Here is a 25,996-nt window from a genome sequence, read left to right on the forward strand (position 1 = left end):
GAAGGAGTCGACCATGGGACTACTCGATAGCGTGCTGGGCGGCGTGCTCGGACAACTGGGCAATGCCCGCGGCGAAGAAGGCAGCGCCGGTGGGCTCAATCCGAAGCTGATGATGGCGCTCGGCCTGCTGGCAATGCTGGCCATGCGCAACCGCAGCCAGGAAAGCGGCTCCGCAGCGCCGGTCGACGACGGACTGGGCGGACTGGGTAGCCTCGGCGGACTGCTGGGTGGCATGCTCGGCGGCAATGCCAGCGCGCCCGGCGCCACGGGCGGGCTCGACCTGGGCTCCCTGCTCGGTGGACTGCTGGGTGGCCAGGGCGGCGCCCCGGCCAACAGCCAGGCGCTGGGGGCCGCCGCCGGCGGCATCGGCGTGCTGCACCAGATCCTGGCGCAGGCCGGGCTGGGCGAGCAGGTGGATTCGTGGATCGGCACCGGCGCCAACCAGCCGGTCACGCCGTCGGCGCTGAGCGATGCGCTGGGCGGGACCGGGGCGCTGGACTCGCTGGCGCAGTCCACCGGGATGTCGCAGGAAGACGTGGCAGCGCAACTGAGCGAGGGACTGCCCGAGCTGATCGACCGGCTGACGCCGCACGGGCATGTCCCCGCGCAGGAGTGAGGCCGCCAGGCAAGTGCCACGCGCCACCAAGCAAAAAGCCCGCAATTGCGGGCTTTTTGCTTGGTACGGAACAGAACCTGAACGGAACCGGCGCTCAGGCGAACGAGTAGAACACCCGGAACTGCACCTTGCGCTCGCCCCAGAACTCGGCGGCGTCGCGGAACACGTCGAGCAGCACCTCGCGCCCTTCCTTGTCGAACTTCTGCGCAATCGGCAGGCCTTCCAGCACGATCACGAAACCCGGCTGCGGGCCGGCCTTGTAGATCAGGTCGGTCAGGCAGTCCGCCAGTGCATCGAAGTTCTTGCCGAAATGCTTGGGGAAGATAAACGACGTTGCGATCGTTTCCAGAACCTCGGCCTTGCTGGCGCAATGCGCGCAGTTGGCATACAGGAAATGCTGGCCGAGATCCGCGGCCGCCTGGGCCAGTTCGGGCACGCGGAAGGCACGGATCGACTGGACGATGTTCGGGCGCACCGTCTTGAACAGGTTCATGGCCCCCTCGCTGGTGCCGTCAGCCCAGCCTGCACCGGCCGGCATGGCCACAGGCGCGTTCGCGGGCGGGAGTTTGTGCGTGAGCTCTTGGCGCTGCGGCATCGTCAGCACGTTGTCATAGAGGTTCTGGGCCTGCTGCTGGGCCCGCTGCCAGCCATCTCCGGCGCCGCGCTCTTCGCGGGCGGCAAGGGCGTCGCCCAATCCGAAAATGTCAGTCATCATTTGAGTATCCGTTTGAAGCTGTTGTAGTGGTCTTCCGTGTAGTAACAATCGTTGGCAGCGCGCTGTTCCCCGCCGCATACGATCCGCCTGGGTCCCCGGTTCCGGCTTCTGGCGCTCTTTACCGTGTATTCGCGGTAGTACCCGCGTTCTTTTTGCGGCAGGAGGCGTTCGTAGTTGCCGAACCGGGTTCCGTCCTTGTCATACTGGAACGGGCCGCCGGCTTCGATGCGCGCCAGGGTCTGCCGTGCTTCGTTGGGCAACTGCTGCGCTGCAATGGTTCCCATGCCTTCGGTCTGCGCCTGGCGCGCCAGCGCGGGCTGCGCCAGGGCCAGCACCAGCGCCGCGCCCGTCATCGACCGGGCCAGCATCCGCGCTGCCTGCTGCATCAAGGGTACTTGGGAAACCACGTTGCTTGTCTAGGTTGAACCGGAAATCGAGCCTGCCGCTGTTTGGGTAGACGATCTGTCCGGGCCACCCTGGCCGGCACCTCGCGCGCCTTGCCCTGCACGCGCCGGATGCCAACCGCACCGGGGCGCTCATGGCGAGCGCCTGTATCAAAGGCGTAAGGTTACGCGGATGCACGCAATTAATCAATCCCAGCCCCGACGCAGCGGGAATTCCTCAATTGTTTCAATATGTTATGCGTATGTGTGCGCATACTAACTGTCGTCTGCGGACGACAAAAAAGCCGGGCGAACCCGGCTTTTCCGAAAGATTGGCAAGCAGGCGGCTTAACGCTTGGCAGCAGCGTCCACCACCACCAGCGAAGTCATGTTGACGATGCGGCGCACCGTCGCGGACGGCGTCAGGATGTGCACCGGCGCCTTCACGCCCAGCAGGATCGGGCCGATCGCGACGTTATTGCCCGCTGCAACCTTGAGCAGGTTGTACGAGATATTGGCGGCGTCGATGTTCGGGCACACCAGCAGGTTGGCTTCGCCCTGCAGCGTGCTGTCCGGCACCAGCTGGTCGCGCAGCTTCTGGTCGAGCGCGCTGTCGCCGTGCATTTCACCGTCGACTTCGAGTTCAGGCGCGCGCTCGCGCAGGATGGCGAGCGTATCGCGCATCTTGCGCGCCGAAGGCGCCTCGGACGTGCCGAAGTTCGAATGCGACAGCAGGCCGACCTTGGGCTCGATGCCAAAGCGCTTGAGTTCTTCGGCCGCCATCAGCGTGATCTCGGCCAGTTCCTCTGCGGTCGGGTCGACGTTGACGTGCGTGTCCACCAGGAAGATCTGGCGGCCCGGCAACACCAGGCCGTTCATGGCCGCGTAGACCTTGCTGGTCCCGCCCAGCACCTGGTCGATATAGCGCAGGTGCGCCGCCGTGGTGCTGACGGTGCCGCAGATCATGCCGTCGGCCTCGCCCTTGTGGACCAGCATGGCGCCGATCAGCGTGGTGCGGCGGCGCATCTCCAGCTTGGCGTACTGGGGCGTGATGCCCTGGCGCGCCATCATGCGGTAGTACGCGTCGGAGTAGGCACGGAAACGCTCGTCGTGTTCGGGATTGACCACGGTGAAGTCGACGCCGGCGCGCAGGCGCAGGCCGAAGCGCTCGATGCGGTGCTGCAGCACCGCCGGCCGGCCGATCAGGATCGGGTTGGCCAGCTTCTCATCGACGATCACCTGTACGGCACGCAGCACGCGCTCTTCTTCGCCCTCGGCAAAGACGATGCGCTTCTTCTCCATCTCGACCTTGCGCGCGGCGGCGTAGATCGGCTTCATCAGCGTGCCCGAGTGGTACACGAACTGCTGCAGCTGCAGGCGGTAGGCGTCCATGTCCTCGATCGGACGGGCGGCCACGCCCGACTTCATCGCGGCTTCGGCCACGGCCGGCGCCACCTTGACGATCAGGCGCGGATCGAACGGCTTCGGGATCAGGTATTCCGGGCCGAACGACAGGTCCTGGATGCCATAGGCGCTGGCAACGATGTCGCTCTGCTCCTGGCGCGCCAGCTCGGCCAGCGCGTTGGCGGCGGCGATCTCCATCTCGCGCGTGATGGTGGTGGCGCCGCAATCCAGCGCACCGCGGAAGATGAACGGGAAGCACAGGACGTTGTTGACCTGGTTCGGGTAGTCGGTACGGCCGGTGGCCATCACCGCGTCCGGCCGCACTTCCTTGACCAGCTCGGGCGCGATTTCCGGGTTCGGGTTGGCCAGTGCCAGCACCAGCGGCTTGTCGGCCATGCGCTGGACCATGTCCTGCTTGAGCACGCCCGCGGCGGACAGGCCCAGGAAGATGTCGGCGCCGTCGATGACCTCGCCCAGCTTGCGCTTGTCGGTCTTCTGCGAGAAACGGGCCTTTTCAGGGTCCATCAGCTCGGTACGGCCTTCATAGACCACGCCGGCCAGGTCGGTCACCCAGATGTTCTCGATGGGCAGGCCGATGTCGACCAGCAGGTCCAGGCAGGCCAGCGCGGCGGCGCCGGCGCCCGAGGCGACCAGCTTGACCTTGCTGATGTCCTTGCCGACCACCTTCAGGCCGTTGATGACGGCCGCGGCCACCACGATGGCGGTGCCGTGCTGGTCGTCGTGGAAGACAGGAATCTTCATCTTCTCGCGCAGCTTGCGCTCGACGTAGAAGCACTCCGGTGCCTTGATGTCTTCCAGGTTGATGCCACCGAAGGTCGGCTCCAGCGCGGCGATGATCTGGACCAGCTTTTCCGGGTCCTTTTCGTCGATTTCGATATCGAACACGTCGATACCGGCAAACTTCTTGAACAGGCCACCCTTGCCTTCCATCACGGGCTTGGAGGCCGCGGCGCCGATGTCGCCCAGGCCGAGCACGGCGGTGCCGTTGGTGATCACCGCGACGAGGTTGCCGCGCGCGGTGTAGCGGAAGGAATTGGCCTGGTCGACCACGATCTCTTCGCAGGCCGCGGCCACGCCCGGCGAATAGGCCAGCGCCAGGTCGCGCTGGTTCGACAGCGGCTTGGTCGGGGTGACGGAAATCTTGCCGGGGGTCGGAAACTCGTGGTACTCGAGCGCCGCTTTGCGCAGCGCCTCACGCTGCTGCTGTTTCAGATCGTCTTGGGACGGGGACTGCTGAGGGCTGGTCATCGGCGCATTTTCCAATCGGTGGAGCCGTCATTGACTTGGCGGGGACGATCGGCGGACCGGCTCCACGTGCCCGCCCTTCTCTTCCTTTGGAACCCAGCATTTTATATAGTGAAATACTATTTCACAATAAGCCTTTTGCTTGGGGCACCTTTGCTATTCGGTACAATATGCCCCATCCAACGGGGCAACACCAGCAAGCGTAGCGCCGCCCGGCGCATGGCTGGTGACTCGCTGCGGTCATGGCTGTCATGCGCGGCAGTATCTTGCTGAAACGCTGCCGGCGCCGCATCCTGATGCGCCCTTCCGAGTCCCTCCGTCCCTCCGGTGCCTGCCGGCCGGGCAAACACCTGTCCACTGCCAGCTCGCCGCGATGTCCGACGCCCAGCCCGCCCAGCTTTCCGAGTTCGACCTGATCCGCCGCTACTTCACTCGACCGGTGCACAAAGCCGCACTCGGCGTGGGCGACGACTGCGCGCTGATCGAAGGCCGCCCGGGCCACCACCTCGCCATCAGCACCGACATGCTGGTCAGCGGCCGCCATTTCTTTGCGGACGTGGCCCCGCGTGCGCTTGGCCACAAGGCACTGGCGGTCAACCTGTCCGACCTCGCCGCGATGGGTGCCGAGCCGCGCGCCTTCACGCTGGCGCTGGCGCTGCCCGAGGCTGACCCGGCATGGCTGGCCGAACTGGCTGAGGGCATGCTGGCCCTGGCCGACGCCCACGGCTGCGAGCTGGTCGGCGGCGACACCACGCGCGGCCCGCTGACGCTGTCGCTCACCGTCTTCGGCGACGTGCCGCACCGCGCCGCGCTGCGCCGCGACGCGGCACGCCCGGGCGACGATATCTGGATCTCCGGCACGCTTGGCGACGCACGCCTGGCGCTGGGGGACTGCCGTGGCGAATGGCTGCTGCCCGAGCCCGCCTTCACCCAGGTACGCCCGCGCATGGACACGCCGGCCCCGCGCGTGGCGCTGGGCATGGCGCTTCGCGGCGTGGCGCATGCCGCACTCGACATCTCCGACGGCCTGATCGGCGACCTCGGCCATATCCTGGCACGCTCGCAGGTGGGCGCACTGATCGATGTCGACGCCCTGCCGCGCTCGGCGGTGCTGGCCAGCCAGCCGGAAGCGATCCAGCGCGAATGCACGCTGGCCGGGGGCGATGACTACGAGCTGTGCTTCACCGCCCCCGCAGGCAACCGCGACGCGCTCGCCGCGATCAGCGAACGGCTGGCGCTGCCGCTCACACGTGTCGGCACGATCACTCCTGAGCCGGGCCTGCGCCTGGTCGACCATGCCGGCAACCCGACCCGCTACACCGGCGCCAGCTTCGACCACTTCGCCGCCTCCTGACACCGGGGCACAGGCGTGTCATGATGCCGGCATCGGCGCGCGGCGCGGGAACGGGAGTCCCGCCTTCAGCAGCAGTGACAGCAGCACGCCGGCCATAACCACAAGCAGTATCCGCATCACACGAGCCAACCTTGATGTCCACCATCCCCTCCGGGGCCGCGCCCCGCGACCCCGCCATGACCCTGGAAGCCGGCCAGACCGTCAAGGTCACGCGCCCGACGGCGCGCTTCATGCTGGCCCATCCGGCCCACCTGATCGCCTTCGGCTTCGGCTCGGGCCTGTCGCCGGTCGGCCCCGGCACGGTCGGCACGCTCTACGCGTGGCTGTCGTTCGTGGTGGTGTCGCTGTGGATCGAGCCGACCACCTGGCTATGGGTGATAGGCGGCGGCTTCCTGCTGGGCCTCTGGGCCTGCGCCAAAACCGCCCGCGACATGGGCGTGCATGACCACGGCAGCATGGTCTGGGACGAGATCATCGCGTTCTGGCTGGTGCTGGCCTTTGTCACGCCGACCGGGTTCTGGGGGCAGTTCGCCGCCTTCCTGTGGTTCCGGCTGTTCGATATCGCCAAGCCCGCGCCGATCGGCTACTACGACCGCACGCTCAAGGGCCCCGGCCTGCGCGGCGGCTTCGGCGTGATGTTCGACGACATCTTCGCGGCCTTCTACACGCTGCTGGTATTCGCGCTGTGGCGCTCGTTCTGAGCCCGGTCCATTCCAACAAATCCCCGAGTCCATCATGTCAGTCAGCCGCCTGCTCGACCAGCTTGCCGTCCAGTCCGGCGTCGCCCTTGCCGAAAAATCCCTGATGCTGGCCACCGCCGAGTCCTGTACCGGCGGACTGGTCGCCGCCGCCATCACGGATGTCTCAGGCTCGTCCGGCTGGTTCGAGCGCGGCTTTGTCACCTACTCCAACGAAGCCAAGTCCACCATGCTGGGCGTGCCGGCCAAGCTGATCCGTGACCACGGCGCGGTCAGCGAAGAGGTGGCTCGCGCGATGGCGGAAGGCGCGCTGCTGAACAGCCGCGCGCAGGTTTCGCTGTCGATCACCGGCGTGGCCGGTCCCAACGGCGGCACGCCGGAAAAGCCGGTGGGCATGGTGTGCTTCGGCTGGAGCAACCGCATCACGACCATCGTGGAAACCCAGCGCTTCCCGGGTGACCGGGCGCAAATCCGCCGGCAGGCGGCGGAGCACGCGATGCGGGGCTTGCTGGAGCTGCTGCGCAACGAGGCCTGAGGCCGCTGCCACTGGCGCCCCGCGCCGCCAACAAAAAACCGCGTCAGGCTGACGCGGTTTTTTTTGTCCTGCCGCGTGCGGCAATCAGCCGTGGCGGTAGCGGTTGATGGTCTCCCGCGTCTGCAGCGCGACATTGCGCGCCGCCGCCGCGAAGTCCTTCTCGCGGCTCGCGTACAGGATCGCCCGCGACGAGTTGATCATCATGCCGGTGCCATCCGCGGTGCGCCCGGCCTTGACCGTCGCCTCGATATCCCCGCCCTGCGCGCCGATGCCCGGAATCAGCAGCGGCATGTCGCCGACGATCTGGCGCACGCGCGCGATCTCGTTGGGGAAGGTGGCGCCGACCACCAGGCCCATCTGGCCGGTGGTGTTCCAGCGCTCGCGCGCGGCCTCGGCCACCAGCTGGTACAGCGGCTTGCCCTCGACCTGCAGGAACTGCACGTCGGAGCCGCCCGGGTTGGAGGTGCGGCACAGCACGATCACGCCGCGGTCCGGGTAGGCCAGGTACGGCTGCATCGAATCGAAGCCCATGTAGGGGCTGACCGTGACCGCATCGGCCTGGTAGCGCTCGAACGCTTCCAGCGCGTAGTGCTCGGCGGTCGAGCCGATATCGCCGCGCTTGGCGTCGAGGATCACCGGGATGCCGGGGTGGGCGTCGTGGATGTAGTGGATCAGCTGCTCGAGCTGGTCTTCGGCGCGCTGCGAGTGGAAATACGCGATCTGCGGCTTGAAGGCGCAGACCAGGTCGGCGGTGGCGTCGACGATCTCGCGACAGAACGAGAAGATGGCGCCGCCCGCGCCGGTCAGCGACAGCGGCAGCTTCTGCGGGTCAGGATCGAGGCCGACGCAGAGAAGGGAATCGTTGCGCTGCCAGGCGGCAGCAAGCTGCTCGGTGAATGTCATGGGTACTCGAAATATCCTGGTGGCGCCGGCGCCTCATTGGCAGAAAAGTCCTTGGCCCGGCACAGTTGGGCCGCAGCGGCGTGAAAACCTTTCATCCCTGCAGCATATGTCGTTTCCGGCAATTTTACCCGCTGCGTGCTATCGTTTTGCGCTTCGTCTCAAAACAAAGCGCGGCATCGCGCACAGCCGCCGCCCTGCAGTATGTCTCTCGATCGCCGCGGTATTTTCCTGCTCGTCGTCCTCACCCTTGCCTGGGGCATCAACTGGCCCATCATGAAGGTCGGCGTGGCGCACTTCCCCCCGATGGGTTTCCGCCTGCTGTGCATGGCCGGCGGCGTGCTTGCGCTGGGCCTGGCGCTGCGCCTGCGCGGCGATTCGCTGGCGGTGCCGCGGCGCGAATGGGGCACGGTGTTCCGCCTCGCCCTGCCCAACATGGTGGTGTGGCACCTGTTCGCAATCTGCGCGGTCAAGATGCTGTCGTCGGGGCGTGCCGCCATCCTTGGCTACACCATGCCGATCTGGGCCGTGGTGTGGGGCCTGGTCTTCTTCCGCGAACGCATCGGCGGCTTTGCCTGGGTCGGCATCGGCTGCGCGCTGGCGGGCACCGTGCTGCTGCTGTCGGGCGAGATCAGCGCGCTGACCGGCAGCCCCGCCGGCACGCTGCTGATGCTGCTGGCCGCCGCCGGCTGGGGCTTCGGCACCCAGCTGATGAAGCGCACCCAGACCGACGTGCCGATCGGCGCCATGACCTTCTGGATGCTGCTGGCAACCCTGCCCTTCCTGCTCGCCGGCACGCTGCTGCTGGAGCACGGCTGGCGCATGCCGAGCGCCGTCGAATGGGGCGCGATCGCCTACAACGCGGTGGTGGTCTTCGCCTTCTGCCACCTGGTCTGGTTCGGGCTGGCGCGCAGCCTGCCGCCGGTGGTGTCGAGCCTGTCGATCATGTTCATCCCGGTGGTCGGCGTGTTCTCGGGCATGTGGCTGCTGGGCGAGCAGCCGCACTGGCAGGACTACGCCGCCATCGTGCTGATGTTCATGGCCTTGTCCTCGGTGATGCTGGCGCCGCTGTTGTGGCGCCGGCTGCGCGGTGCCGTGGGCTGAGGCCGCCGGCCGGGGGCGGAGCACAACGGCCGCCCGGCCTCCACGGAGATTTCACTTAACAAGCGCCCCTTCGTTGGGCTACACTCGCGGCCATCACAATCCCGGAGAAATTACGTGGGCAGTAGCATCGGGTGTTCGAGTTGGCGCAGTCATGCGACCACTGCGAATGCCATGTCACTGCGGGCTGCGTAACGACGACCCGCCCGGAGCACCCGGCTCCGCGCTTCGTCGGCCTTGCCCGCAGTCCGAACTGCGGGCGAGTGTCTTTCCGTGCCACCGGCGGCGCCTTCATGCGCGCCCACCGTGGCGGATCTTCTCTCTCCCGGCTAGCCAGCCAACCCAGGCAAACGCCATCGCCTTGTCCGCCTGCCCCGCGCAGCCGCGGGACAGCGCGATCACGCTTGCCCGTGGCCCGGCCTTTTGCGGCTTGCCGCGGGGCCATGACGGGCATGCGCAATACCTGGGATACGGCGAGCCGCCTGCGCTTGTCTTCGCGCTTGTCATTGTTTTTCGTCGCAAATCAGCAATAAGGAATCCCGGGGATGATCAACCTGTTCGTCCTGCAGAAAGGCCGGCTTGCCCAGGAGCAAGTCGACGAGCGCAATGAGCTGCTGCAGCACAAGCCGATCTGGATCGATGTCGTCAACCCTGACGACGAAGAGCTGAACTGGATCAAGGAAGCCTACGGCGTCGCCCTTCCCGAGCTGGAAGACCTGGGCGACCTGGAGGCGTCGGCGCGCTATTTCGAGGGCGAGGACGAGAATATCCATATCCGCACCGACTTCCTGCTCGACGAGGAAGAGGTATCGCGCAACGTGCGCGTGGCCTTCGTACTGACCAAGGACGTGCTGTTCTCCATCCACGACGAAGACCTGCCGGTGTTCCGGCTGGTGCGGCTGCGCGCACGCATGCGCCCCGGGTCGGTGCGCAACGCCAAGGACGTGCTGATGGACCTGTATGCGACCGATGCGGAATACTCGGCCGACTCGATCGAGGAAATCTACGAACGCCTGGAAGAAGCCAGCCGCCGCGTGCTGGCCGAGAACGTGACCGATGCCGCCGCGGCCGACGTGCTGGAAACCATCGCCCGCGAGGAAGACCTGAATGGCCGCATCCGCCGCAACGTGATGGACACGCGCCGCGCCGTGTCATTCCTGATGCGCAGCCAGCTGCTGTCGGCCGAGCAGCAGGACGAAGCCCGCCAGATCCTGCGCGATATCGACTCGATCGAGAACCACACCGCGTTCCTGTTCGACAAGATCAACTTCCTGATGGATGCGACCGTCGGTTTCATCAACATCAACCAGAACAAGATCATCAAGCTGTTCTCGGTGGTGTCGGTGGCATTGATGCCACCCACGCTGATCGCCAGCATCTACGGCATGAACTTCAAGTTCATGCCGGAACTGGACTGGGCGGGGGGCTATCCGTGGGCGATCGCGCTGATGGCGGTGTCGGCGGCGATTCCGCTGGTGTATTTCCGCCGCAAGGGCTGGCTGAGCTGAGGCACTGAGGCCCGTCGGGCCTCAGTCCGGCAACGTCGCCGCGCCCATCCGGCGCGCGATGATCCCCGCCTTGGCGCGGAAATTCACCCGCACGTTGGCGCAGTACTCTTTCTTGTCGAAGCACTTGGGCGCCGGCAGCGCCGCCGCCAGCCGCGCGGACTGGCCGACGCTGAGCTTGTCGGCACTGGTACGGAAGTAGTGCTGCGCCGCGGCCTGCGCGCCGAACACGCCCTCGCCCCACTCCACCGAGTTCAGGTAGATCTCGTAGATGCGCTGCTTGTCGAGCCAGAACTCCAGCATCCACGTGATCGCCAGCTCCTGCCCCTTGCGCAGGTAATGCTGCTCGGACGACAGGAACAGGTTCTTGGCCAGTTGCTGCGTGATGGTCGAAGCGCCGCGCACGATGCGGCCGCGCTTCTTGTTGCGCTCCCAGGCGTCGAGCATGGCGTCGAGCTCGTAGCCGGGATGGTTGACGAAGCCCGCATCCTCGCTGGCGATCACCGCGCGCTTTAGGTTGCGCGAGATCCGCTCATACGGCATCCACTCGCGTTCCAGCCCGCAGCGCCAAAAGTTGATGCCGCACAGCCGCCAGCGCTCGGCGCGCATGAAGGTCGTGCTCGACGGGTTGACGTACTGCCAGCTGGCAATCTGCACGAAGAAATACAACTGCATCGCCAGCACGCCCGCGACCACGCAGCCCAGCAGGAAGCCAAGCCAGCGCAGCGGATTCAGTATCGAGCCGGCGGGAGCGGCGCCGCGGGCATTGCTGGCCGGGCGGTTGCGGGTGGCCACGGCTGGCGAGGCCCCGCTCAGCCCTTGCGTTCGGCCTGCAGCGCGTCGCGCAGCTCGGCCAGCACGGGCGCGGTGCGGGGGCGCACGCCGCGCCAGATATAGAAGGCCTCGGCGGCCTGCTCGACCAGCATGCCCAGGCCGTCGCTGGTGCGCGCGCCGCAGCGCGCGGCGAACTGCAGGAACACGGTCGGCTCGGCGCCGTACATCATGTCGTAGGCCAGCACGCCTTCGCCCAGCAGGAACTCGGGCAGCGGCGGCACTTCGCCATGCAGGCTGCTCGACGAGGCATTGATCACGATATCGCAGGCCTCGTCCTCGGACAGGCCTTCGAGCGCATCGAGACCGCCGCCCCACAGCTCCACGCCGAACTGGTCGGCCGCTTCGACGAATTCTTCCAGCATGTCGGAGGCGCGCGACGCGGTGCGGTTGGCCACCACGATGCGCGACGGACGCGCCTCGATCAGCGGCAGCATCGCGCCCATGGCCGCGCCGCCCGCGCCCAGCAGCAGCACGCGCTTGCCTTCGACCAGCGTGTCGAGGTTGTCCTGGATATCGCGCACCAGGCCCACCCCGTCGGTGTTGTCGCCATGGATCAGGCCATCCTCGATCCACAGCGTGTTGACCGCGCCGGCGGCTTCGGCGCGCTCGGTCAGGCGGTCGGCCAGGTCATAGGCCTCCAGCTTGAACGGCACCGTCACGTTGCAGCCATAGCCGCCGTCGGCGAAGAACTTGCGCACGGTATCGGCAAACCCGTCCAGCGGCGCCTCCAGCCGGCCGTACTGCACCGCTTCGCCGGTCTGGCGCGCAAAGGCGGCGTGGATCGCCGGCGAGCGGCTGTGCGCGATGGGATTGCCGATCACCACATACTGGTCCGGCGTGTTCTGGGTGCTGTCTGGCGTAGTGTCTGGAGTTGTCATCAGCGTGCCTGCAGCCGGGTTTCCAGCCCGCTGCGCGAAAACTTGAAGGTGGAAATGACTTCCAGGATGTCCTGGCGCGCCGCCATTTCCGAGGTGAAGGCGCCGAACGGCGCGGCCGCGCGCACGATCGCCACGGCCTGGCGGTCCAGCGCGGGATCGCCCGAACTCTTGACCACGTCGATCGCGTCGACGTTGTAGCCGTCGCGGTTGTAGCCGAGCTTGCCGAGCCGGTTGACGTTGATCACCAGGATCAGCTGGCCGTACAGCGGCTTGCCGTTGCGTTGCGGGAAATCGGTGGTGCCGCGCGCCTCGATCCTGCGGCGCAGCCGGTCGTAGTACTGCGCGTAGTCGACCGCCTGCGCGCTGGTCGCGGTCAGCTGGAAGCGCTTGGGCCGCTTGGCGTAGTGCTCCAGGTTGCGGCCGATCTCGGCTTCGAGCCTGGCCATCTCGTCGGCCGAGGTGCGCTCGTCCTGGCCGCGCTGGGGATTGTCCTGGCGCTTCTCGCCAGGTTTCAGCGGCTGGCTGCGCACCGCCGCCGCGGGGTCGCGCGACTGCGTCAGCAAGCGCTGCTGCTCCAGTTCGAGCTGCTCGACGCGGCGCTGCACCTGGCGCACGAGGTCGCCCTCCTGCGTCACGGTCTGCGCCGGCAGCGGCGTGGTGGCGCGCTGCAGGTCGTGGTCGCCGCCGCCGTCCAGGTTGGCCTGCGCCAGCGCGGTCGGGTTGCGCGGCTTCTGCGCCGATTTCGCGTTGACCAGCACCACGTCAAGCGGCGAGTCCATGCGCTTGATCTCGAACACCTCGGGCGCGGCGATCCGCACCATCAGCAGCAGCGCATGCACGACCACGGAAATGGCCAGCGCCTTGGCCAGCGTACTGCTGTTGTGCCACCTGGCGTGCCACCAGTGGCGGGGAGCGGCGAGTGCGGCGTTCACGATGGCGGGAATTTGGCTCGGAAGGTGCTAGGCGGCAGGTGGACCAGGGCAGGTGGACGAGCATTCCCGGCCAGCCGGGAATGCCGCTAGGCATTGTAAGTGAGCCCCGCCGATTTCCGAAGGCTTCAGCCGGCGGCGGTGCCGCCGGTGTCGCGCTCAGCCGACGGCTCCGCCGGCGCGTCGCCACCGGCGCCTGCCGCGGCATCCTCGGCAATGCCGGCGGCCTGCTCGGCGGCATCTTCCGCGGCGGCTTCGGCGGCGGCTTCGGCCGACACTTCAGCGGCTTCCTCGTCGCTTTCCAGCTCTTCCTCAGGCAAGACACCCTCGCCGGCAAAGATCTCCAGCACGCGGCACGAGACTTCCAGCGTGATCTCGTCGGTCTCGCCGATCTCCAGCAGCACCTGGGTGCCGCGCTGCGCCTGGACCAGCTCGGGCACGCGCGTGACCAGCGGGATCTCGGTAAAGCGCACCGCGCCTTCCTTGAGCACCGCGGCGACCATGCGCTCGCGGTTCTCCTGCTTGAGCCAGCGCAGGCACCAGTAGCGCTCCATGGTCGACTGGTGGTCGGCGTAGGCGGCGTAGGTGCCTTCGAAGTCGGCCACCGCGGCCAGCAGGTCGGCGTCCTTTGGCTTGAACGGCGCCACCAGCTTGGCGGTCACGCCATGCTGCGCCACCGCCAGGATCTGCCACTGGTTGACCAGGTCGACATAGCGGCGCAGCGGCGAGGTGCTCCACGCGTACTGCGCCACGCCCAGCCCCTCGTGCGGCGCCGGGTAGGTCTGCATGCGGGTGCGATGCATGCCCCACGCCTTCTGCGTGCGATAGATGCCGGGCACGCCATTGTCCGCCAGCAGCTTGCCCCAGGTGCTGTTGGCCAGGATCATCATCTCGGCCACGATCTTGTCCAGCGGCGAGCCGCGCTTGCGCTGCTCGATGCGCACGCGCTGGCTGCCGTCGGCCTGGTCGTCCAGGTAGAAGTTGAAGTCGGCGCGGTTGTGCGTCTCGGGGCGCAGGCCGCTGGCGAGACGCGCCTTCTGGCGCTCGTCGTACAGGTAGCCGGCAAAGTGCCAGAGCCTGGTCAGTGCCTCGCGGAACGGGTAGTCGCCGGTGCCCTCGGCCAACGAGGCCTCTGTAATGACATCGTCGAGCAGGTTGTGGCGCAGGTTGGCGGCGATCGGCACCATCTCGGCGCGGGTCTCGCTGCCGGTGATCAGCCACACCGTCGGGTCCACCGTCACGTACAGCGACAGCGCCGGGCAAACCCGGCCTTCCTGCAGCGTGTAGCGCTCGACCACCGGGTCCGGCAGCATGGTGATCTTGTCGCCGGGGAAATACACCGTCGACAGCCGCTGGCGTGCGATGGCATCGAGCGGCTCGCCGCGGCGGATGCCCAGCGCGGGCGCGGCGATATGGATGCCGATGCGCAGCTTGCCGTCGGGCAGTTGCGTCACCGACAGCGCATCGTCGATCTCGGTGGTGGTGACGTCGTCGATCGAGAACGCCTCGACCTCGGCCAGCGGCAGGTCGGCCGGCGGCTCGGGCACGTCGGTATCGGGAAAGCCGGTGCCCCTGGGGAAGCACTCGGCGAGGAACTTGGCCTCGTGCAGCGCGCGCGCGCTGGCGACGCCGCCGGCGGCCACCATCAGCCGCATCGGCGACATGCCGAGCGCGGTGCAGGCCGCGTCCATGGCCTTGTATTCGAGGCTGTTCTTGTCCGGCTTGAACAGCAGCTGCAGCACCTTGTTGCGGAACGATTCCGGCAGCGTCAGCGCCTTGAGCTGGTCTTCATATTCGGCCTGCACCAGCGCCTGCTGGCGCTTGCGCTCGAGCGCGGCCAGCGCGGCCTTGAGCTGGTCTTCGGGCGCGCGCTGGTAGCGGCCACGGCCCTTGCGGCGGAAGTACACCGGATTGCCGTGCAGCGCCATCGCAAGCGCCGCCTGCTGCACCGCGCCGGGCTCGGCGCCGTAGTACTCGGCAGCCAGCTCGGCAAAGCCGAACTCTGCCTCCGGTGCGCATTCCCACAGGAAATCCAGGTCGATCTCGGCCACCATGTCGCCGGTCTGGCGGACCAGCTCGATCGCCGACGGCTGCGCAAACTGCAGCAGCACGTCGCGCGACTTGACCTTGGCGCGCTTGCCGGCTGGCAGCTCCACCTGGTAAGCCTCGCCCTGCTGGTTCAGCACGGTGCCGGCGCGGATCTCGCCGCCTTCTTCGAACAGCAACTGCATCGATCGGTACTTTCAGAAATGCGCGGAACCGCATCGGGGCGCCACGGAGTGGGCGCAGCGGCGGATCCTGTGGGAGAAATGGTGCGAACGGCATCGGCCGGCGGCGCGCTGCGAGCCGCGCCGTGGCCACGAGGCCAGGCCGCAGACCCGGAATGATACCGCACCGCCGCTGCGGACCCCGGCGTGCGCCCTGGGGCGGTGCACGCCGCAGGGCGCCGGTCAGAGCGACATGCCGCCGCTGGCCTCGATCGCCACGCCGCCGACGTAGCTGGCGTGGGCGCAGGTGATGATGGCAACCCCGCCCTGCCGTTTCATCTCGTCACCTCTTTGGTTTGCGTAGTGTGTGTCATAGCGGGGCCGCGGTCTGTGGTGCGCCGGAACATCGGCAGCGCAATCGCCTTGGTCCCCGGGGCTGGCCGCGCCAGCAGGTCCGGCAAGAAGACCTCTGTCACGAGCATGACGCCGTCGCCGCGCCGGAATACGGAGCGGCGCGCAGGCAGCATGGGCAGCGGCGCCATCGCCGGCAGCACGCGCTGCAGCGCCTGGCGCAAGGGATGGTGCGGCAGCAGCCGCGCGAACTGGAACGGGTCGCGCGTCACCGCCGGATCGATGAACAGCCGCCCGCCCAGCGGGCGCGCGCCCAGCCCCCGCAGGAACGGCCAGTCGCGCCGCGCATGGCGCAGGCGCACCACGGTGTGGGCAAAGACGGCGGGAATATCGTCGCAGATCAGCAGCACTTCACGCGTCAGTGCCGGGACGCGGTCGTGCTGCCCCAGCACCTGCCATTCATCGGCCAGCGGCCGCAACGGGCGCTGCAGCAACTGCGCCACGCGAAAGCGCTCGGACGCGGCCACCAGCCGCGCGGTCAGCGAACCGTCGTCGCCGGTGACCCAGCGCCGCAGGTTGGGCGTGATCGCCGCATCGAAAGCCAGGTGCGAACTCCAGCCGCAGCGGCGCGCGGACTGCGCGCTCATGCCGCGCCCGCGTTTGCAGGCACCTTGCCGCCGGGGCCATAGCCGCAGAAGGCGAGCACTTCGTCGACGTAGTCGGCAAATTCGCTGATGCCGTGGTCGCTGCCCTCGATCACGCGGAGATTCGCGCCGGGGCAGGCGGCCACCATTTCACGGTAGTCCAGCACCTCGTCGCCGGTGGCGGCGAGCAGGTAATAGCGTTCAGGGCGGGTGATGGCATCCACGCGCAGGTCGAGCAACTCCCGCAGGTGGCGGCGCTCGACCGTGACCGAGCCACCGCCGTGCCAGAGCGGCTGCTCGCCCAGGTATTGCTCCAGGTCGGTCCACGGATGGATCGCCGGGTTCAGCAGCACGGTCTTGCAGCCGTGGCGCTCGCCGAGCCAGCGGGCATAGAAGCCGCCCAGCGACGAGCCCATGATGGCGACTTCCTGGTCGCCGCCAGCCCGGGCGGCGCGGATGGCGGCCTCGGCCTGGGCGATCGCCAGCGCCGGCGAGACATTGAGTTCCGGGCAGGCGTAGTAGCGCCCCACGCCCCACTCGCGCATGCGCTCCTGCACCAGCCGCGCCTTGAACGACTGCGGTGAGGAGCGGAATCCGTGCAGGTACAGCAGCATGGCGGTCCCCTGCGGCTCAGGCCGCCGCGGCCAGCGCGTCCAGCAGCTTCTGGTGCACGCCGCCGAAGCCGCCGTTGCTCATCACCAGCACGTGGTCGCCCGGCTGCGCCGCGGCGCGCACCGCCTGCACCAGCGCGCCCAAGTCCTGGAACGCGACAGCCTTGTCGCCCAGCGGCGCGAGCGCATCGGCCAGGTCCCAGCCGAGCGCGTCCTTGCCGGCCGGAGCGCCGTAGCCGAACACCAGGTCGGCCTGCTCCAGGCTGGCCGGCAGCTGGGCTTTCATCACGCCCAGCTTCATGGTGTTCGAGCGCGGCTCCAGCACCGCCAGGATGCGGGCATTGCCGACGCGGCGGCGCAGCCCTTCCAGCGTGGTCTGGATCGCGGTCGGGTGGTGGGCGAAGTCGTCATAGACGGTCACGCCGCCGACCTCGCCGCGCACCTCCATGCGGCGCTTGACATTGGCGAAGCGCGACAGCGAAGCGATCGCCTGCTCCGCCGGCACGCCCACGTGGCGCGCCGCGGCGATTGCCGCCAGCGCGTTCATGCGGTTATGCGTGCCCTGCAGGTCCCACACCACGGTGCCGACCACGGCGCCGTCGAACCAGACGTCGAAGGCATCCTTGCCCGGCTGCGCCGTCTGGGTGGTGTGGGCGGCATCGCTCTCGCGCCAGTCGCCCACGCCGAACTGTTCGACCTCGCTCCAGCAGCCGCGCTCGAGCACGCGCGCCAGGCTTTCCTCGACGCCGTTGACGATGAGGCGGCCCTGGCCCGGCACGATGCGGACCAGGTGGTGGAACTGCGTCTCGATCGCCGCGAGATCCGGGAAGATGTCGGCGTGATCGTATTCCAGGTTGTTCAGGATCGCGGTGCGCGGGCGGTAATGCACGAACTTGCTGCGCTTGTCGAAGAACGCGGTGTCATACTCGTCGGCCTCGATCACGAAGAAGTCGGATTCGGTCACGCGCGCCGAGATGCCGAAGTTCTGCGGCACGCCGCCCACCAGGAAGCCCGGGTTGTAGCCGGCATCCTCCAGGATCCAGGCCAGCATCGACGTGGTGGTGGTCTTGCCGTGCGTGCCGGCCACCGCCAGCACCCACTTGCGCGCCAGCACGTGCTCGCCCAGCCATTGCGGGCCGGACACATAAGGCAGGTTGCGGTCGAGGATGGCTTCCATCAGCGGATTGCCGCGCGAGACCACGTTGCCGATCACGAACAAGTCGGGTTCCAGCGCCAGCTGGGCGGGGTCGAAGCCTTCGATCAGCTCGATGCCCTGCGCTTCCAGCTGGGTGCTCATCGGCGGATAGACATTGGCATCGCAGCCGGTGACGCGATGGCCGGCCTGCTTGGCCAGCACCGCCAGGCCGCCCATGAAGGTGCCGCAGATGCCAAGGATATGAATATGCATGGGTTCCCGGGAAGACATGAAGCCCGCAGGCTTGGGGACTCGGCACCCGGCGCTCGCGCGGCGGCAGCGTGGCCGCATGGTGATCGCAGGCCGGGCAGGAAGCCTACGATTGTACCCGAGCGCCAGCGGCGTTCGCTGCACCGCGGCACCCGGCTACGCCCCGCGCGGCGCCCGGCCTGCGCTCCGGTATCATGAAGCAATGAGCCGACGTACCCCGCCCGACCCCACCCGCCTGCGCGAGGAAATCGCCCAGGCCGCCGCCCGCATGATCGCCGAGGACGGCGCCGACTACGCCACCGCCAAGCGCAAGGCCGCGCGCCAGGTGCTGGGCGAGCAGCGCGTGCCCGGCGAATGGCTGCCCGACAACGACCAGGTCGAGGCCGAAGTGCGCGCCTACCAGGCGCTGTTCCATGGCGACACCCAGCCGCGCGTGCTGGCCCTGCTGCGCCGCGTGGCGCTGCTGGCCATGGAGGACCTGGCGCCGTTCCGGCCCTACCTGGTGGGCGCCGTGCTGAACGGCACCGCCACCGAGCACTCGGATATCTACCTGCAGTGCTTCTGCGACAGCGCCAAGGACGCCACGCTGCACCTGCTGAACGCCGGGGTCGACTTCGAAACCAGCGAAAGCCGTCACTTCGGCGGCCGCGCCGATGTCGAGACCCTCAGCTTCCTGTGGAAGGGCCAGTGGCCCGATCGCCGCGAGGCCCGCGAACTGGCCGGCGAGGTACGCGCGGAACTCGGCGCGCCCGTCGGCATCCATATTGCACTGTATGATGCCGTCGACGAACGCGGCGCCGTGCGTGCCGACGCCTCCGGACGGCTCGCCCGTGCGGACCTGCAGGCCGTACGCGCGCTGATCGGCGCAGATGCCGGCACCGGCCCGGCCGGAAACGTGGCCTGAAAGGCCGGCCGGCTACGCCCGCCTACCAATACTCACCAGTCCAGCTTGCCCATGACTGACATCGTCACTTCGCCCGTCCGCCGTTCCCGCCTCTGGCTATGGATCGGCGTTGCCGCCGTCGCCGGCGCCGCGGGAGCGCTCGCCGGCCACTTCGTGTTCTCGCCCAAGCCGGCGAACGACCAGGCAGTCGAGGCATTCTTTCAAACGCGGCTGCCGGACCCTGCCGGCACCGAGCTTGACCTGGGCAAGCTGCGCGGCAAGACGCTGGTGGTGAACTTCTGGGCACCGTGGTGCGGCCCCTGCGTGGAAGAAATGCCCGAGCTGACCGCGCTGCACGAGGAATACAAGCACCGGCAAGTCGAGTTTGTCGGCATCGGTATCGATTCAGCCAGCAATATCCAGCAGTTCACCAGGAAGGTGCCGGTCGCCTACCCGCTCGCGGTGGCGGGCTTCGCCGGCACGGAGCTGTCGCGCAACTTTGGCAACAGTGCCGGTGGCCTGCCCTATACCGTGGTCATCAATCCCGACGGCAGCGTCAAATATCGCAAGATGGGTCGCGTCACCGCGGAAGAGCTACGCGCTGTGCTGCCGCGCACCTGAGCACGCACCTGAGTAAGTTCTTTCGGTATCTCCGGTCAATTTCGGATTTCTCGCACGATTTATTCCGTTTTCGCACCTGGAGACTGAGAAAGTGCCGAAAGCGCCGCCAGCCGGCCCCGAACGCCCTCGAGCCTTGTATCCCGCGCTAGACAAATCGCTCTAAGCTACGGTAATCTCCGCGCAATTTCGTTGATCTGGTCGAGCCGCCGTGACTGCAACCCGCTCCATCCGTCGCTCAGCCCGCTACCGCAAGGTGCTGGTCCTGCATGGGCCCAATTTGAACCTGCTGGGCACGCGCGAACCGGAGACCTACGGGCACACCACCCTCGCCGATATCGACGCAGCGCTGGCCGACCATGCATCAAAGGCCGGTATTTCCCTGGCTTCGTTCCAGTCCAACCATGAGGGGGCACTGGTCGACCGCATCCACGCCGCGCGCGCGGAAGGCGTCGATTTCATCATCATCAACCCGGCGGCTTACACGCATACCAGCGTGGCCCTGCGCGATGCGCTGGCCGGCGTGGCCATCCCGTTCGTGGAGGTCCACCTGTCCAACGTGCACCGCCGCGAGAGCTTCCGTCACCACTCCTATTTCTCCGACGTCGCTGTCGGGGTGATCTGTGGGCTGGGCTGGCAGGGATACCTGCTGGCACTCGACTATGCGCTCGCCCAGGAACAGCCGCCGCCAGGAAGCCCGGGGCGCTGACCCCTGCCAGAATTTTTTGACGAACCTGCGCGCGCCGCCCGGCGGTCCGCGCCCGTTGCGCGTGCTGCGGCACGGCGGGCGCGGCTCCGTGGTGGGCGCCAAACGATTTCTTCCGCCGCAGCCCAGCGGGGCAGCGGCCGGACAACCTGATTCAGGAGGATAAGAAGATGGACCTGCGCAAGCTGAAGACGCTCATCGACCTGGTGGCCGAATCCGGCATCTCCGAGCTGGAAGTCACCGAAGGCGACGGCAAGGTACGCATCGTCAAGCAACCGCCGCAAATCGTCGCCGCGCCGATGGCCATGCCGCAGATGCAGGCGCTGCCGGCCGCGCCGGCCGCTGCTCCGGTCGGCACCGCCGCCCCGGCCGCCGAACCGGTTGCGCAGCTGCCCGCTGGCCACATCGTGACCTCGCCGATGGTGGGCACGTTCTACCGCGCGCCGTCGCCGGGCGCCGCCCCGTTCGTCAATGTCGGCGATTCGGTCAAGGAAGGCCAGACCGTCTGCATTATCGAAGCCATGAAGCTGCTCAACGAGATCGAGTGCGACAAGGCCGGCGTCATCAAGGAAATCCTGGTCGAGAACGGCCAGGCCGTGGAATACGGCCAGCCGCTGTTCGTCATCGGCTGAGCCTGAAAGGCATGCCGCGCCCAGCGCTGCGTACGGCCGCCAACGTGGCCGCAAGCACGGCACCGGCGCGGCCCTCTACGGCGTTTCAGGACGCCAGGGACGTTGTGGGCATCGCGACCCGTTCCGTGCAGTTCCATGCAGTTCCGCGCGTTAGTGCGGCCCGGCGTGCGGCCCGGCCGCCAGCCTGACGGCCGCGCGCCCGATGTGCCATGGCGGCACGCAGCGGGACCGCTCCCGTTCTCGCAGAGAGAGACCATGTTTGAAAAAATTCTGATCGCGAACCGCGGCGAAATCGCACTTCGCATCCAGCGCGCCTGCCGCGAACTGGGCATCAAGACGGTGGTGGTGTACTCCGAGGCCGACAAGGAGGCCAAGTACGTGCGCCTGGCCGACGAAGCCGTCTGCATCGGCCCGGCCCCGTCGCCGCAGTCGTACCTGAACATGCCGGCCATCATCTCGGCCGCCGAAGTGACCGATGCACAGGCCATCCACCCGGGCTACGGCTTCCTGTCGGAGAACGCCGACTTCGCCGAGCGCGTGGAGAAATCCGGCTTCGTCTTTATCGGCCCGACCGCCGACAGCATTCGCCTGATGGGCGACAAGGTCTCGGCCAAGCAGGCCATGATCAAGGCGGGCGTACCATGCGTGCCGGGCTCGGACGGCGCCCTGCCCGACGACCCCAAGGAAATCCTGGCGACCGCGCGCCGCGTGGGCTACCCGGTGATCATCAAGGCCGCCGGCGGCGGCGGTGGCCGCGGCATGCGCGTGGTGCACACCGAGGCGGCGCTGATCAACGCCGTCAACATGACGCGTGAGGAAGCCGGCCGCGCCTTCGGCAATCCCGAGGTCTACATGGAGAAGTTCCTGGAGAATCCGCGCCACGTGGAGATCCAGATCCTGGCCGACCAGCACAAGCAGGCGATCTGGCTGGGCGAGCGCGACTGCTCGATGCAGCGCCGCCACCAGAAGGTGATCGAGGAAGCCCCGGCGCCGCATATCCCGCGCCGCCTGATCGAGCGTATCGGCGACCGTTGCGCCGAGGCCTGCAAGAAGATGGGCTACCGCGGCGCCGGCACCTTCGAATTCCTGTACGAGAACAACGAGTTCTACTTCATCGAGATGAACACGCGTGTGCAGGTCGAGCACCCGGTCACCGAGATGATCACCGGCATCGACATCGTGCAGGAACAGATCCGCATCGCCTTCGGCGAGAAGCTGCGTTTCCGCCAGAAGGACGTGCAGTTCCGCGGCCACGCGATCGAATGCCGCGTGAATGCGGAGGACCCGTTCAAGTTCATCCCGTCGCCGGGCCGCATCACCGCCTGGCACATGCCGGGGGGCCCCGGTGTACGCGTGGACTCGCACGCGTATGATGGCTACTTCGTGCCGCCCAACTACGACTCGATGATCGGCAAGATCATCACTTACGGCGCCACGCGCGAGCAGGCCATCGCCCGCATGCGCATCGCGCTGTCCGAAATGGTCGTGGACGGCATCCTGACCAACGTGCCGCTGCACCGCGAGCTGATGATGGACGCCAACTTCGTGGAAGGCGGCACCAGCATCCACTATCTCGAGCATCGCCTGGCGGAGCGCGCGAAGGCCTGACGCGACTTACCCGCAACCCCAAGCAGCAAGCAAGGAAGCCCGTGGCATTTCAGGAATGTGTGATCGAAGTGGCGCAAGACCAGGCCGAAGCCTGGTCCGAAGCCCTGTTCGACCTCGGCGCGCTGTCGGTCTCGGTGGAAGACGCCGATGCCGATACGCCCGATGAGCAGCCGCTCTTTGGCGAGCCCGGGCTGGAACCGAAGCAGCTCGCGTGGAACCGCTCGCGCGTGGTGGCGCTGTTCGGCGACGATGCCGACCCCGCCGTGGTGGTGGCCGCGGCCGCCAACCAGCTCGGCATCGATCCGGTGCCGGCGTACGAACTGCGCGCAGTGGAGGACCAGGACTGGGTGCGCCTGACGCAATCGCAGTTCGAACCGATCCGTATCGGCGAGCGCATCTGGGTGGTGCCGTCGTGGCACGACGCGCCCGAGCCCGATGCGGTGGTGCTGGAGCTGGATCCCGGCCTGGCGTTCGGCACCGGCAGCCATCCGACCACGCGGCTGTGCATGCAGTGGCTGGAGCAACACGTGGTGCCGGGCGAGACCGTGCTCGACTATGGCTGCGGCTCCGGCATCCTGGCGATCGTCGCGCGCAAGCTCGGCGCGGGCGCTACCGTCGGCATCGACATCGATCCCAACGCCGTGGAAGCGTCGCGCTACAACGCCGAGCGCAACCAGGTCGAGGCATCGTTCGCGCTGCCCGAGTCGGTATCGGAAGCCACCTATGACCTGGTGGTCGCCAATATCCTGTCGAACCCGCTCAAGCTGATGGCCGCCATGCTCAGCGCCCGCGTGCGCCCCGGCGGCCGGCTGGTGCTGTCCGGCGTGCTGGAGCGCCAGGCGGAAGAAGTTGCCGCCGCCTATGCGCCGTGGCTGCCGCTGACGGTATGGCGCGCCGAGGAAGGCTGGGTGTGCCTGCACGGCACCCGTCCCTGATCTGCGCAGATGGCCGCCGTCAAGCTCGTCACGCGCTGCCCGGCCTGCCGCACCGCCTTCCGGCTGGTCGCCGACCAGTTGCGCCTGCGCCAGGGCCTGGTGCGTTGCGGCCACTGCGAAACGGTGTTCGATGCGCGTGAGCACCTGATCGAGATCCCCTTGCCGGCGGGCAGCGCCACGCCGCCGGCAGCCGCCGAACCGGCGACCACCACACATCCTGCTGCCACGCCCGCACCGGCAGCTGAAGCTTTGCGCCCCGGCGAGCCTGCCGCGGCACCGCAGCCCGCGCCTGAGCCCTTCACGCCCACCATCGATCCCGGCTATGACGTGCCGGCGCTGGACGCGCCGACCATGCTCATGACCTCGCCCGAGGACCTGGACGCCCCGGTCCCGGCACCGGCCGACGAGGACGTGCATGAGGACGAAATCGAACGTGCGCTGCGCGAGGCCAACGAAGCCGTCGCCCAGCGCGACGCGCGCGAAGCGGAGCGGCAAGCCGATGTCGAGCCCGTGCCGCAGCAGACGCCTGCGGCGCAGACCGTGCCGGAAGCGGAACCCGTGGCGGAACCACAGGCAGAGCAGCAGGCAGAACCTGAAGCGCAGCCTGAACCGGATCGTGAAGCGACGCCCGACGCAGACGCCACGGCCTCGCAAGCGGCACCACAGCCGGCCGCAGCGGAAGCTGCAGCGCCGGCATGGCCCGCGCTGAACCACAACGCGCTCGACCATCCCGCGCTCGATGAGCCGGCAGAGATCGGCAAGACCGCCGAAGCCGAAGCCGAAGCCGAAGCGGAAGCAAAAGCTGAAGCGCCGGCGCCCCAGCCAGGCGCCGTGCCGGCACCCGCGGCAATCCCGAGTGCCAGCGAATTCCTGCGCGCGGCGTCGGCGGATATCGGCCCGCCACCGGCGATCCCTCCGTCGCCGGCAGGCACGCCCGAGGCGGCCGCCGAGCCGCCTGGGAGCGAGGCTGCCGAGAGCACCGACACCGGCGAGCCCGCCAGCACCACAGGCGAAGCCGTCGCACGCGAGCAGACCACGCGCCGCTGGACCCGCGCCGAGCCCCCGGCCGGCCCGGTCTTCGCTCCCGACTTCCTGCGCCACACCCGCGAACGCGAGCGCGAGCGTGCCCCCGCGCGCAGCCGCGCGCCGGCGCCGCGCACGCTCTGGTACGTCGCGGCTGCGGTGCTCGCGCTGGGCGCTGCGGTGCAGGCGGTGTATCTCGCGCGCAGCCCGCTCGCCGGACAGTTCCCGATGCTGCGTCCGGCACTGGAAGCCGCATGCGCCCCGTTCGGCTGCGACGTGCCGCCGTGGCGCGACATCGACGCATTGCGTATCGAGACCTCGCAGCTGCAGCGGCTCGACGAAGGCGGCGACGCCTACATGCTCGCCGTCACGCTGCGCAACCTGGGCCGCGCCAGCACCGCGCTGCCCGCGATCGAGCTGGTCATGACCGACCTGCAGGACCAGCTGCTGCTGCGGCGTGTGCTGCAACCGGCGGATTACCTGGATCCTTCGCAAAAGGCCTTTGCCACGGAGGGTCTTCGCGCCGGCATGGAGCTGCCGGTTCGGGTACGATTCCGGACGCAGCAGGCGCCATCCAACTACCGCGTGCTGATTTTTTATCCCTGAATTCCGCGGCCTGCCGCCGGACCGAATCCGAGTCCGGCGGCAGGCGGCGCCCCCCACCGGGGCATTGGCCGGCCAGGCGCCGGAAACTGAACCGGAAACATCAGACATCAAGGAGCAGACATGAGCAACGTCACCCTCGGCGGCAACCCGATCGAAGTCGCAGGCAAGTTTCCGCAAGCCGGCGACAAGGCGCCCGCCTTCTCGCTGGTCGGCAAGGACCTGAAGGACGTCACGCTGGCCGACTTCGCCGGCAAGCGCAAGGTGCTGAACATCGTCCCGAGCCTGGACACGCCGGTGTGCCAGGCTTCGGCCCGCAAGTTCAACGAGGCCGCCAACGGCCTGGCCAACACCGTCGTGCTGACCATCTCGGCCGACCTGCCGTTCGCGATGGGCCGCTTCTGCACCACCGAAGGCCTGGACAACGTGGTGACGCTGTCGACGATGCGCGGCGCCGAGTTCAAGGGCAACTACGGCGTGGACATCAAGAGCGGCCCGCTGGCCGGCGTGACCGCACGCGCAGTGGTGGTGCTCGACGAGAACGACACCGTCAAGTACGCCCAGCTGGTCCCGGAAATCAAGACCGAGCCGGACTACGACGCCGCCCTGGCCGCGCTGCAGTAACGCGCGCCGCCTGACGGCAGCGGCCGCC

Annotated in this window: 25 protein-coding genes; 14 read left to right on the plus strand and 11 right to left on the minus strand. The window is 68.0% G+C overall.

The window, feature by feature from the left end:
- Positions 1-13 precede the first annotated feature (13 nt).
- Positions 14-616 (plus strand): YidB family protein, encoded by a 603-nt coding sequence (locus JTE92_RS27275; protein WP_063241685.1) that lies wholly within the window; start codon positions 14-16, stop codon positions 614-616.
- 94 nt (positions 617-710) lie between these two features.
- Here the strand turns inward: JTE92_RS27275 and JTE92_RS27280 are convergent, their stop codons facing one another.
- The 3 genes from JTE92_RS27280 to JTE92_RS27290 form a co-directional block, all read right to left on the minus strand.
- Positions 711-1,331, minus strand: coding sequence for a barstar family protein (locus tag JTE92_RS27280; protein WP_029047850.1), 621 nt, complete (start codon positions 1,329-1,331; stop codon positions 711-713).
- Positions 1,328-1,699 (minus strand): guanyl-specific ribonuclease, encoded by a 372-nt coding sequence (locus JTE92_RS27285; protein WP_063241738.1) that lies wholly within the window; start codon positions 1,697-1,699, stop codon positions 1,328-1,330. The genes JTE92_RS27280 and JTE92_RS27285 overlap by 4 nt, the downstream gene beginning before the upstream one ends.
- 363 nt (positions 1,700-2,062) lie before the next feature.
- Positions 2,063-4,387, minus strand: a complete 2,325-nt coding sequence (locus JTE92_RS27290; protein WP_063241686.1) for an NADP-dependent malic enzyme — start codon at positions 4,385-4,387, stop codon at positions 2,063-2,065.
- Between the two features lie 370 nt (positions 4,388-4,757).
- On the opposite strand from JTE92_RS27290, the gene thiL reads away from it, so the two are divergent.
- The 3 genes from thiL to JTE92_RS27305 all read left to right on the plus strand — a co-directional run bounded on the left by thiL (position 4,758) and on the right by JTE92_RS27305 (position 6,971).
- Positions 4,758-5,738: a thiamine-phosphate kinase gene (gene thiL / locus JTE92_RS27295; protein ID WP_063241687.1), complete on the plus strand. Its 981-nt coding sequence runs from the start codon at positions 4,758-4,760 to the stop codon at positions 5,736-5,738.
- Between the two features lie 134 nt (positions 5,739-5,872).
- Positions 5,873-6,439, plus strand: a complete 567-nt coding sequence (locus tag JTE92_RS27300) for a phosphatidylglycerophosphatase A family protein (protein WP_063241688.1) — start codon at positions 5,873-5,875, stop codon at positions 6,437-6,439.
- Between the two features lie 34 nt (positions 6,440-6,473).
- Positions 6,474-6,971: a CinA family protein gene (locus JTE92_RS27305; RefSeq protein WP_063241689.1), complete on the plus strand. Its 498-nt coding sequence runs from the start codon at positions 6,474-6,476 to the stop codon at positions 6,969-6,971.
- A gap of 84 nt (positions 6,972-7,055) precedes the next feature.
- Here the strand turns inward: JTE92_RS27305 and pyrF are convergent, their stop codons facing one another.
- Entirely contained in the window at positions 7,056-7,874 is an 819-nt protein-coding gene (gene pyrF, locus JTE92_RS27310) for an orotidine-5'-phosphate decarboxylase (RefSeq protein ID WP_063241690.1), read from the minus strand.
- Positions 7,875-8,075: 201 nt separating this feature from the next.
- On the opposite strand from pyrF, the gene JTE92_RS27315 reads away from it, so the two are divergent.
- Together JTE92_RS27315 and corA are read left to right on the plus strand one after the other, a co-directional pair.
- Positions 8,076-8,975 carry a DMT family transporter gene (locus tag JTE92_RS27315; RefSeq protein ID WP_063241691.1) on the plus strand — a complete coding sequence of 300 codons (900 nt, stop codon included), beginning with the start codon at positions 8,076-8,078 and terminating at the stop codon, positions 8,973-8,975.
- Between the two features lie 542 nt (positions 8,976-9,517).
- The gene (gene corA / locus JTE92_RS27320) at positions 9,518-10,480 is read left to right on the plus strand and encodes a magnesium/cobalt transporter CorA (protein ID WP_063241692.1); all 963 of its coding nucleotides are present in this window, start codon (positions 9,518-9,520) and stop codon (positions 10,478-10,480) included.
- Between the two features lie 21 nt (positions 10,481-10,501).
- On the opposite strand, the gene mtgA is transcribed toward corA, so the two are convergent.
- From mtgA to mpl, 7 genes are all read right to left on the minus strand, one after another.
- Complete coding sequence (gene mtgA, locus JTE92_RS27325; RefSeq protein ID WP_063241739.1) at positions 10,502-11,203, minus strand: monofunctional biosynthetic peptidoglycan transglycosylase; 702 nt, start codon at positions 11,201-11,203, stop codon at positions 10,502-10,504.
- 86 nt (positions 11,204-11,289) lie between these two features.
- Complete coding sequence (aroE, locus tag JTE92_RS27330; protein WP_063241693.1) at positions 11,290-12,189, minus strand: shikimate dehydrogenase; 900 nt, start codon at positions 12,187-12,189, stop codon at positions 11,290-11,292.
- Positions 12,189-13,121: an energy transducer TonB gene (locus JTE92_RS27335; protein ID WP_063241694.1), complete on the minus strand. Its 933-nt coding sequence runs from the start codon at positions 13,119-13,121 to the stop codon at positions 12,189-12,191. Before JTE92_RS27335 ends, aroE begins: the two co-directional genes overlap by 1 nt.
- A 125-nt stretch (positions 13,122-13,246) precedes the next feature.
- Positions 13,247-15,349, minus strand: coding sequence for a ribonuclease catalytic domain-containing protein (locus JTE92_RS27340; RefSeq protein ID WP_063241695.1), 2,103 nt, complete (start codon positions 15,347-15,349; stop codon positions 13,247-13,249).
- Between the two features lie 311 nt (positions 15,350-15,660).
- A complete protein-coding gene (locus JTE92_RS27345) occupies positions 15,661-16,323 on the minus strand; it encodes a chorismate--pyruvate lyase family protein (protein WP_063241696.1) in 663 nt (220 codons plus the stop codon).
- Positions 16,320-16,934: a YqiA/YcfP family alpha/beta fold hydrolase gene (locus JTE92_RS27350; protein WP_063241697.1), complete on the minus strand. Its 615-nt coding sequence runs from the start codon at positions 16,932-16,934 to the stop codon at positions 16,320-16,322. Before JTE92_RS27350 ends, JTE92_RS27345 begins: the two co-directional genes overlap by 4 nt.
- 16 nt (positions 16,935-16,950) lie before the next feature.
- Complete coding sequence (gene mpl, locus JTE92_RS27355; protein ID WP_063241698.1) at positions 16,951-18,339, minus strand: UDP-N-acetylmuramate:L-alanyl-gamma-D-glutamyl-meso-diaminopimelate ligase; 1,389 nt, start codon at positions 18,337-18,339, stop codon at positions 16,951-16,953.
- A 199-nt stretch (positions 18,340-18,538) separates the two neighbouring features.
- Between mpl and JTE92_RS27360 the strand changes: the two genes are divergently transcribed.
- The 8 genes from JTE92_RS27360 to tpx all read left to right on the plus strand — a co-directional run bounded on the left by JTE92_RS27360 (position 18,539) and on the right by tpx (position 25,968).
- A complete protein-coding gene (locus JTE92_RS27360) occupies positions 18,539-19,240 on the plus strand; it encodes a hypothetical protein (protein ID WP_063241699.1) in 702 nt (233 codons plus the stop codon).
- A 51-nt stretch (positions 19,241-19,291) separates the two neighbouring features.
- On the plus strand, positions 19,292-19,840 hold the full coding sequence (locus JTE92_RS27365) for a TlpA family protein disulfide reductase (RefSeq protein ID WP_063241700.1): 549 nt from the start codon (positions 19,292-19,294) through the stop codon (positions 19,838-19,840).
- A gap of 208 nt (positions 19,841-20,048) precedes the next feature.
- Positions 20,049-20,546, plus strand: coding sequence for a type II 3-dehydroquinate dehydratase (aroQ, locus tag JTE92_RS27370; RefSeq protein ID WP_063241701.1), 498 nt, complete (start codon positions 20,049-20,051; stop codon positions 20,544-20,546).
- Between the two features lie 167 nt (positions 20,547-20,713).
- Complete coding sequence (accB, locus tag JTE92_RS27375; RefSeq protein ID WP_063241702.1) at positions 20,714-21,175, plus strand: acetyl-CoA carboxylase biotin carboxyl carrier protein; 462 nt, start codon at positions 20,714-20,716, stop codon at positions 21,173-21,175.
- A gap of 255 nt (positions 21,176-21,430) precedes the next feature.
- Positions 21,431-22,783: an acetyl-CoA carboxylase biotin carboxylase subunit gene (gene accC / locus JTE92_RS27380; protein WP_063241703.1), complete on the plus strand. Its 1,353-nt coding sequence runs from the start codon at positions 21,431-21,433 to the stop codon at positions 22,781-22,783.
- 41 nt (positions 22,784-22,824) lie between these two features.
- Positions 22,825-23,718 carry a 50S ribosomal protein L11 methyltransferase gene (gene prmA / locus JTE92_RS27385; protein ID WP_029047872.1) on the plus strand — a complete coding sequence of 298 codons (894 nt, stop codon included), beginning with the start codon at positions 22,825-22,827 and terminating at the stop codon, positions 23,716-23,718.
- A gap of 9 nt (positions 23,719-23,727) precedes the next feature.
- Positions 23,728-25,347 carry a DUF3426 domain-containing protein gene (locus JTE92_RS27390; protein ID WP_063241704.1) on the plus strand — a complete coding sequence of 540 codons (1,620 nt, stop codon included), beginning with the start codon at positions 23,728-23,730 and terminating at the stop codon, positions 25,345-25,347.
- A gap of 120 nt (positions 25,348-25,467) precedes the next feature.
- Positions 25,468-25,968, plus strand: a complete 501-nt coding sequence (gene tpx, locus JTE92_RS27395; RefSeq protein WP_063241705.1) for a thiol peroxidase — start codon at positions 25,468-25,470, stop codon at positions 25,966-25,968.
- Positions 25,969-25,996 lie beyond the last annotated feature (28 nt).

Origin of the sequence: Cupriavidus oxalaticus (assembly GCF_016894385.1) — a bacterium.
GTDB classification, from domain to species: Bacteria; Pseudomonadota; Gammaproteobacteria; order Burkholderiales; family Burkholderiaceae; genus Cupriavidus; species Cupriavidus oxalaticus.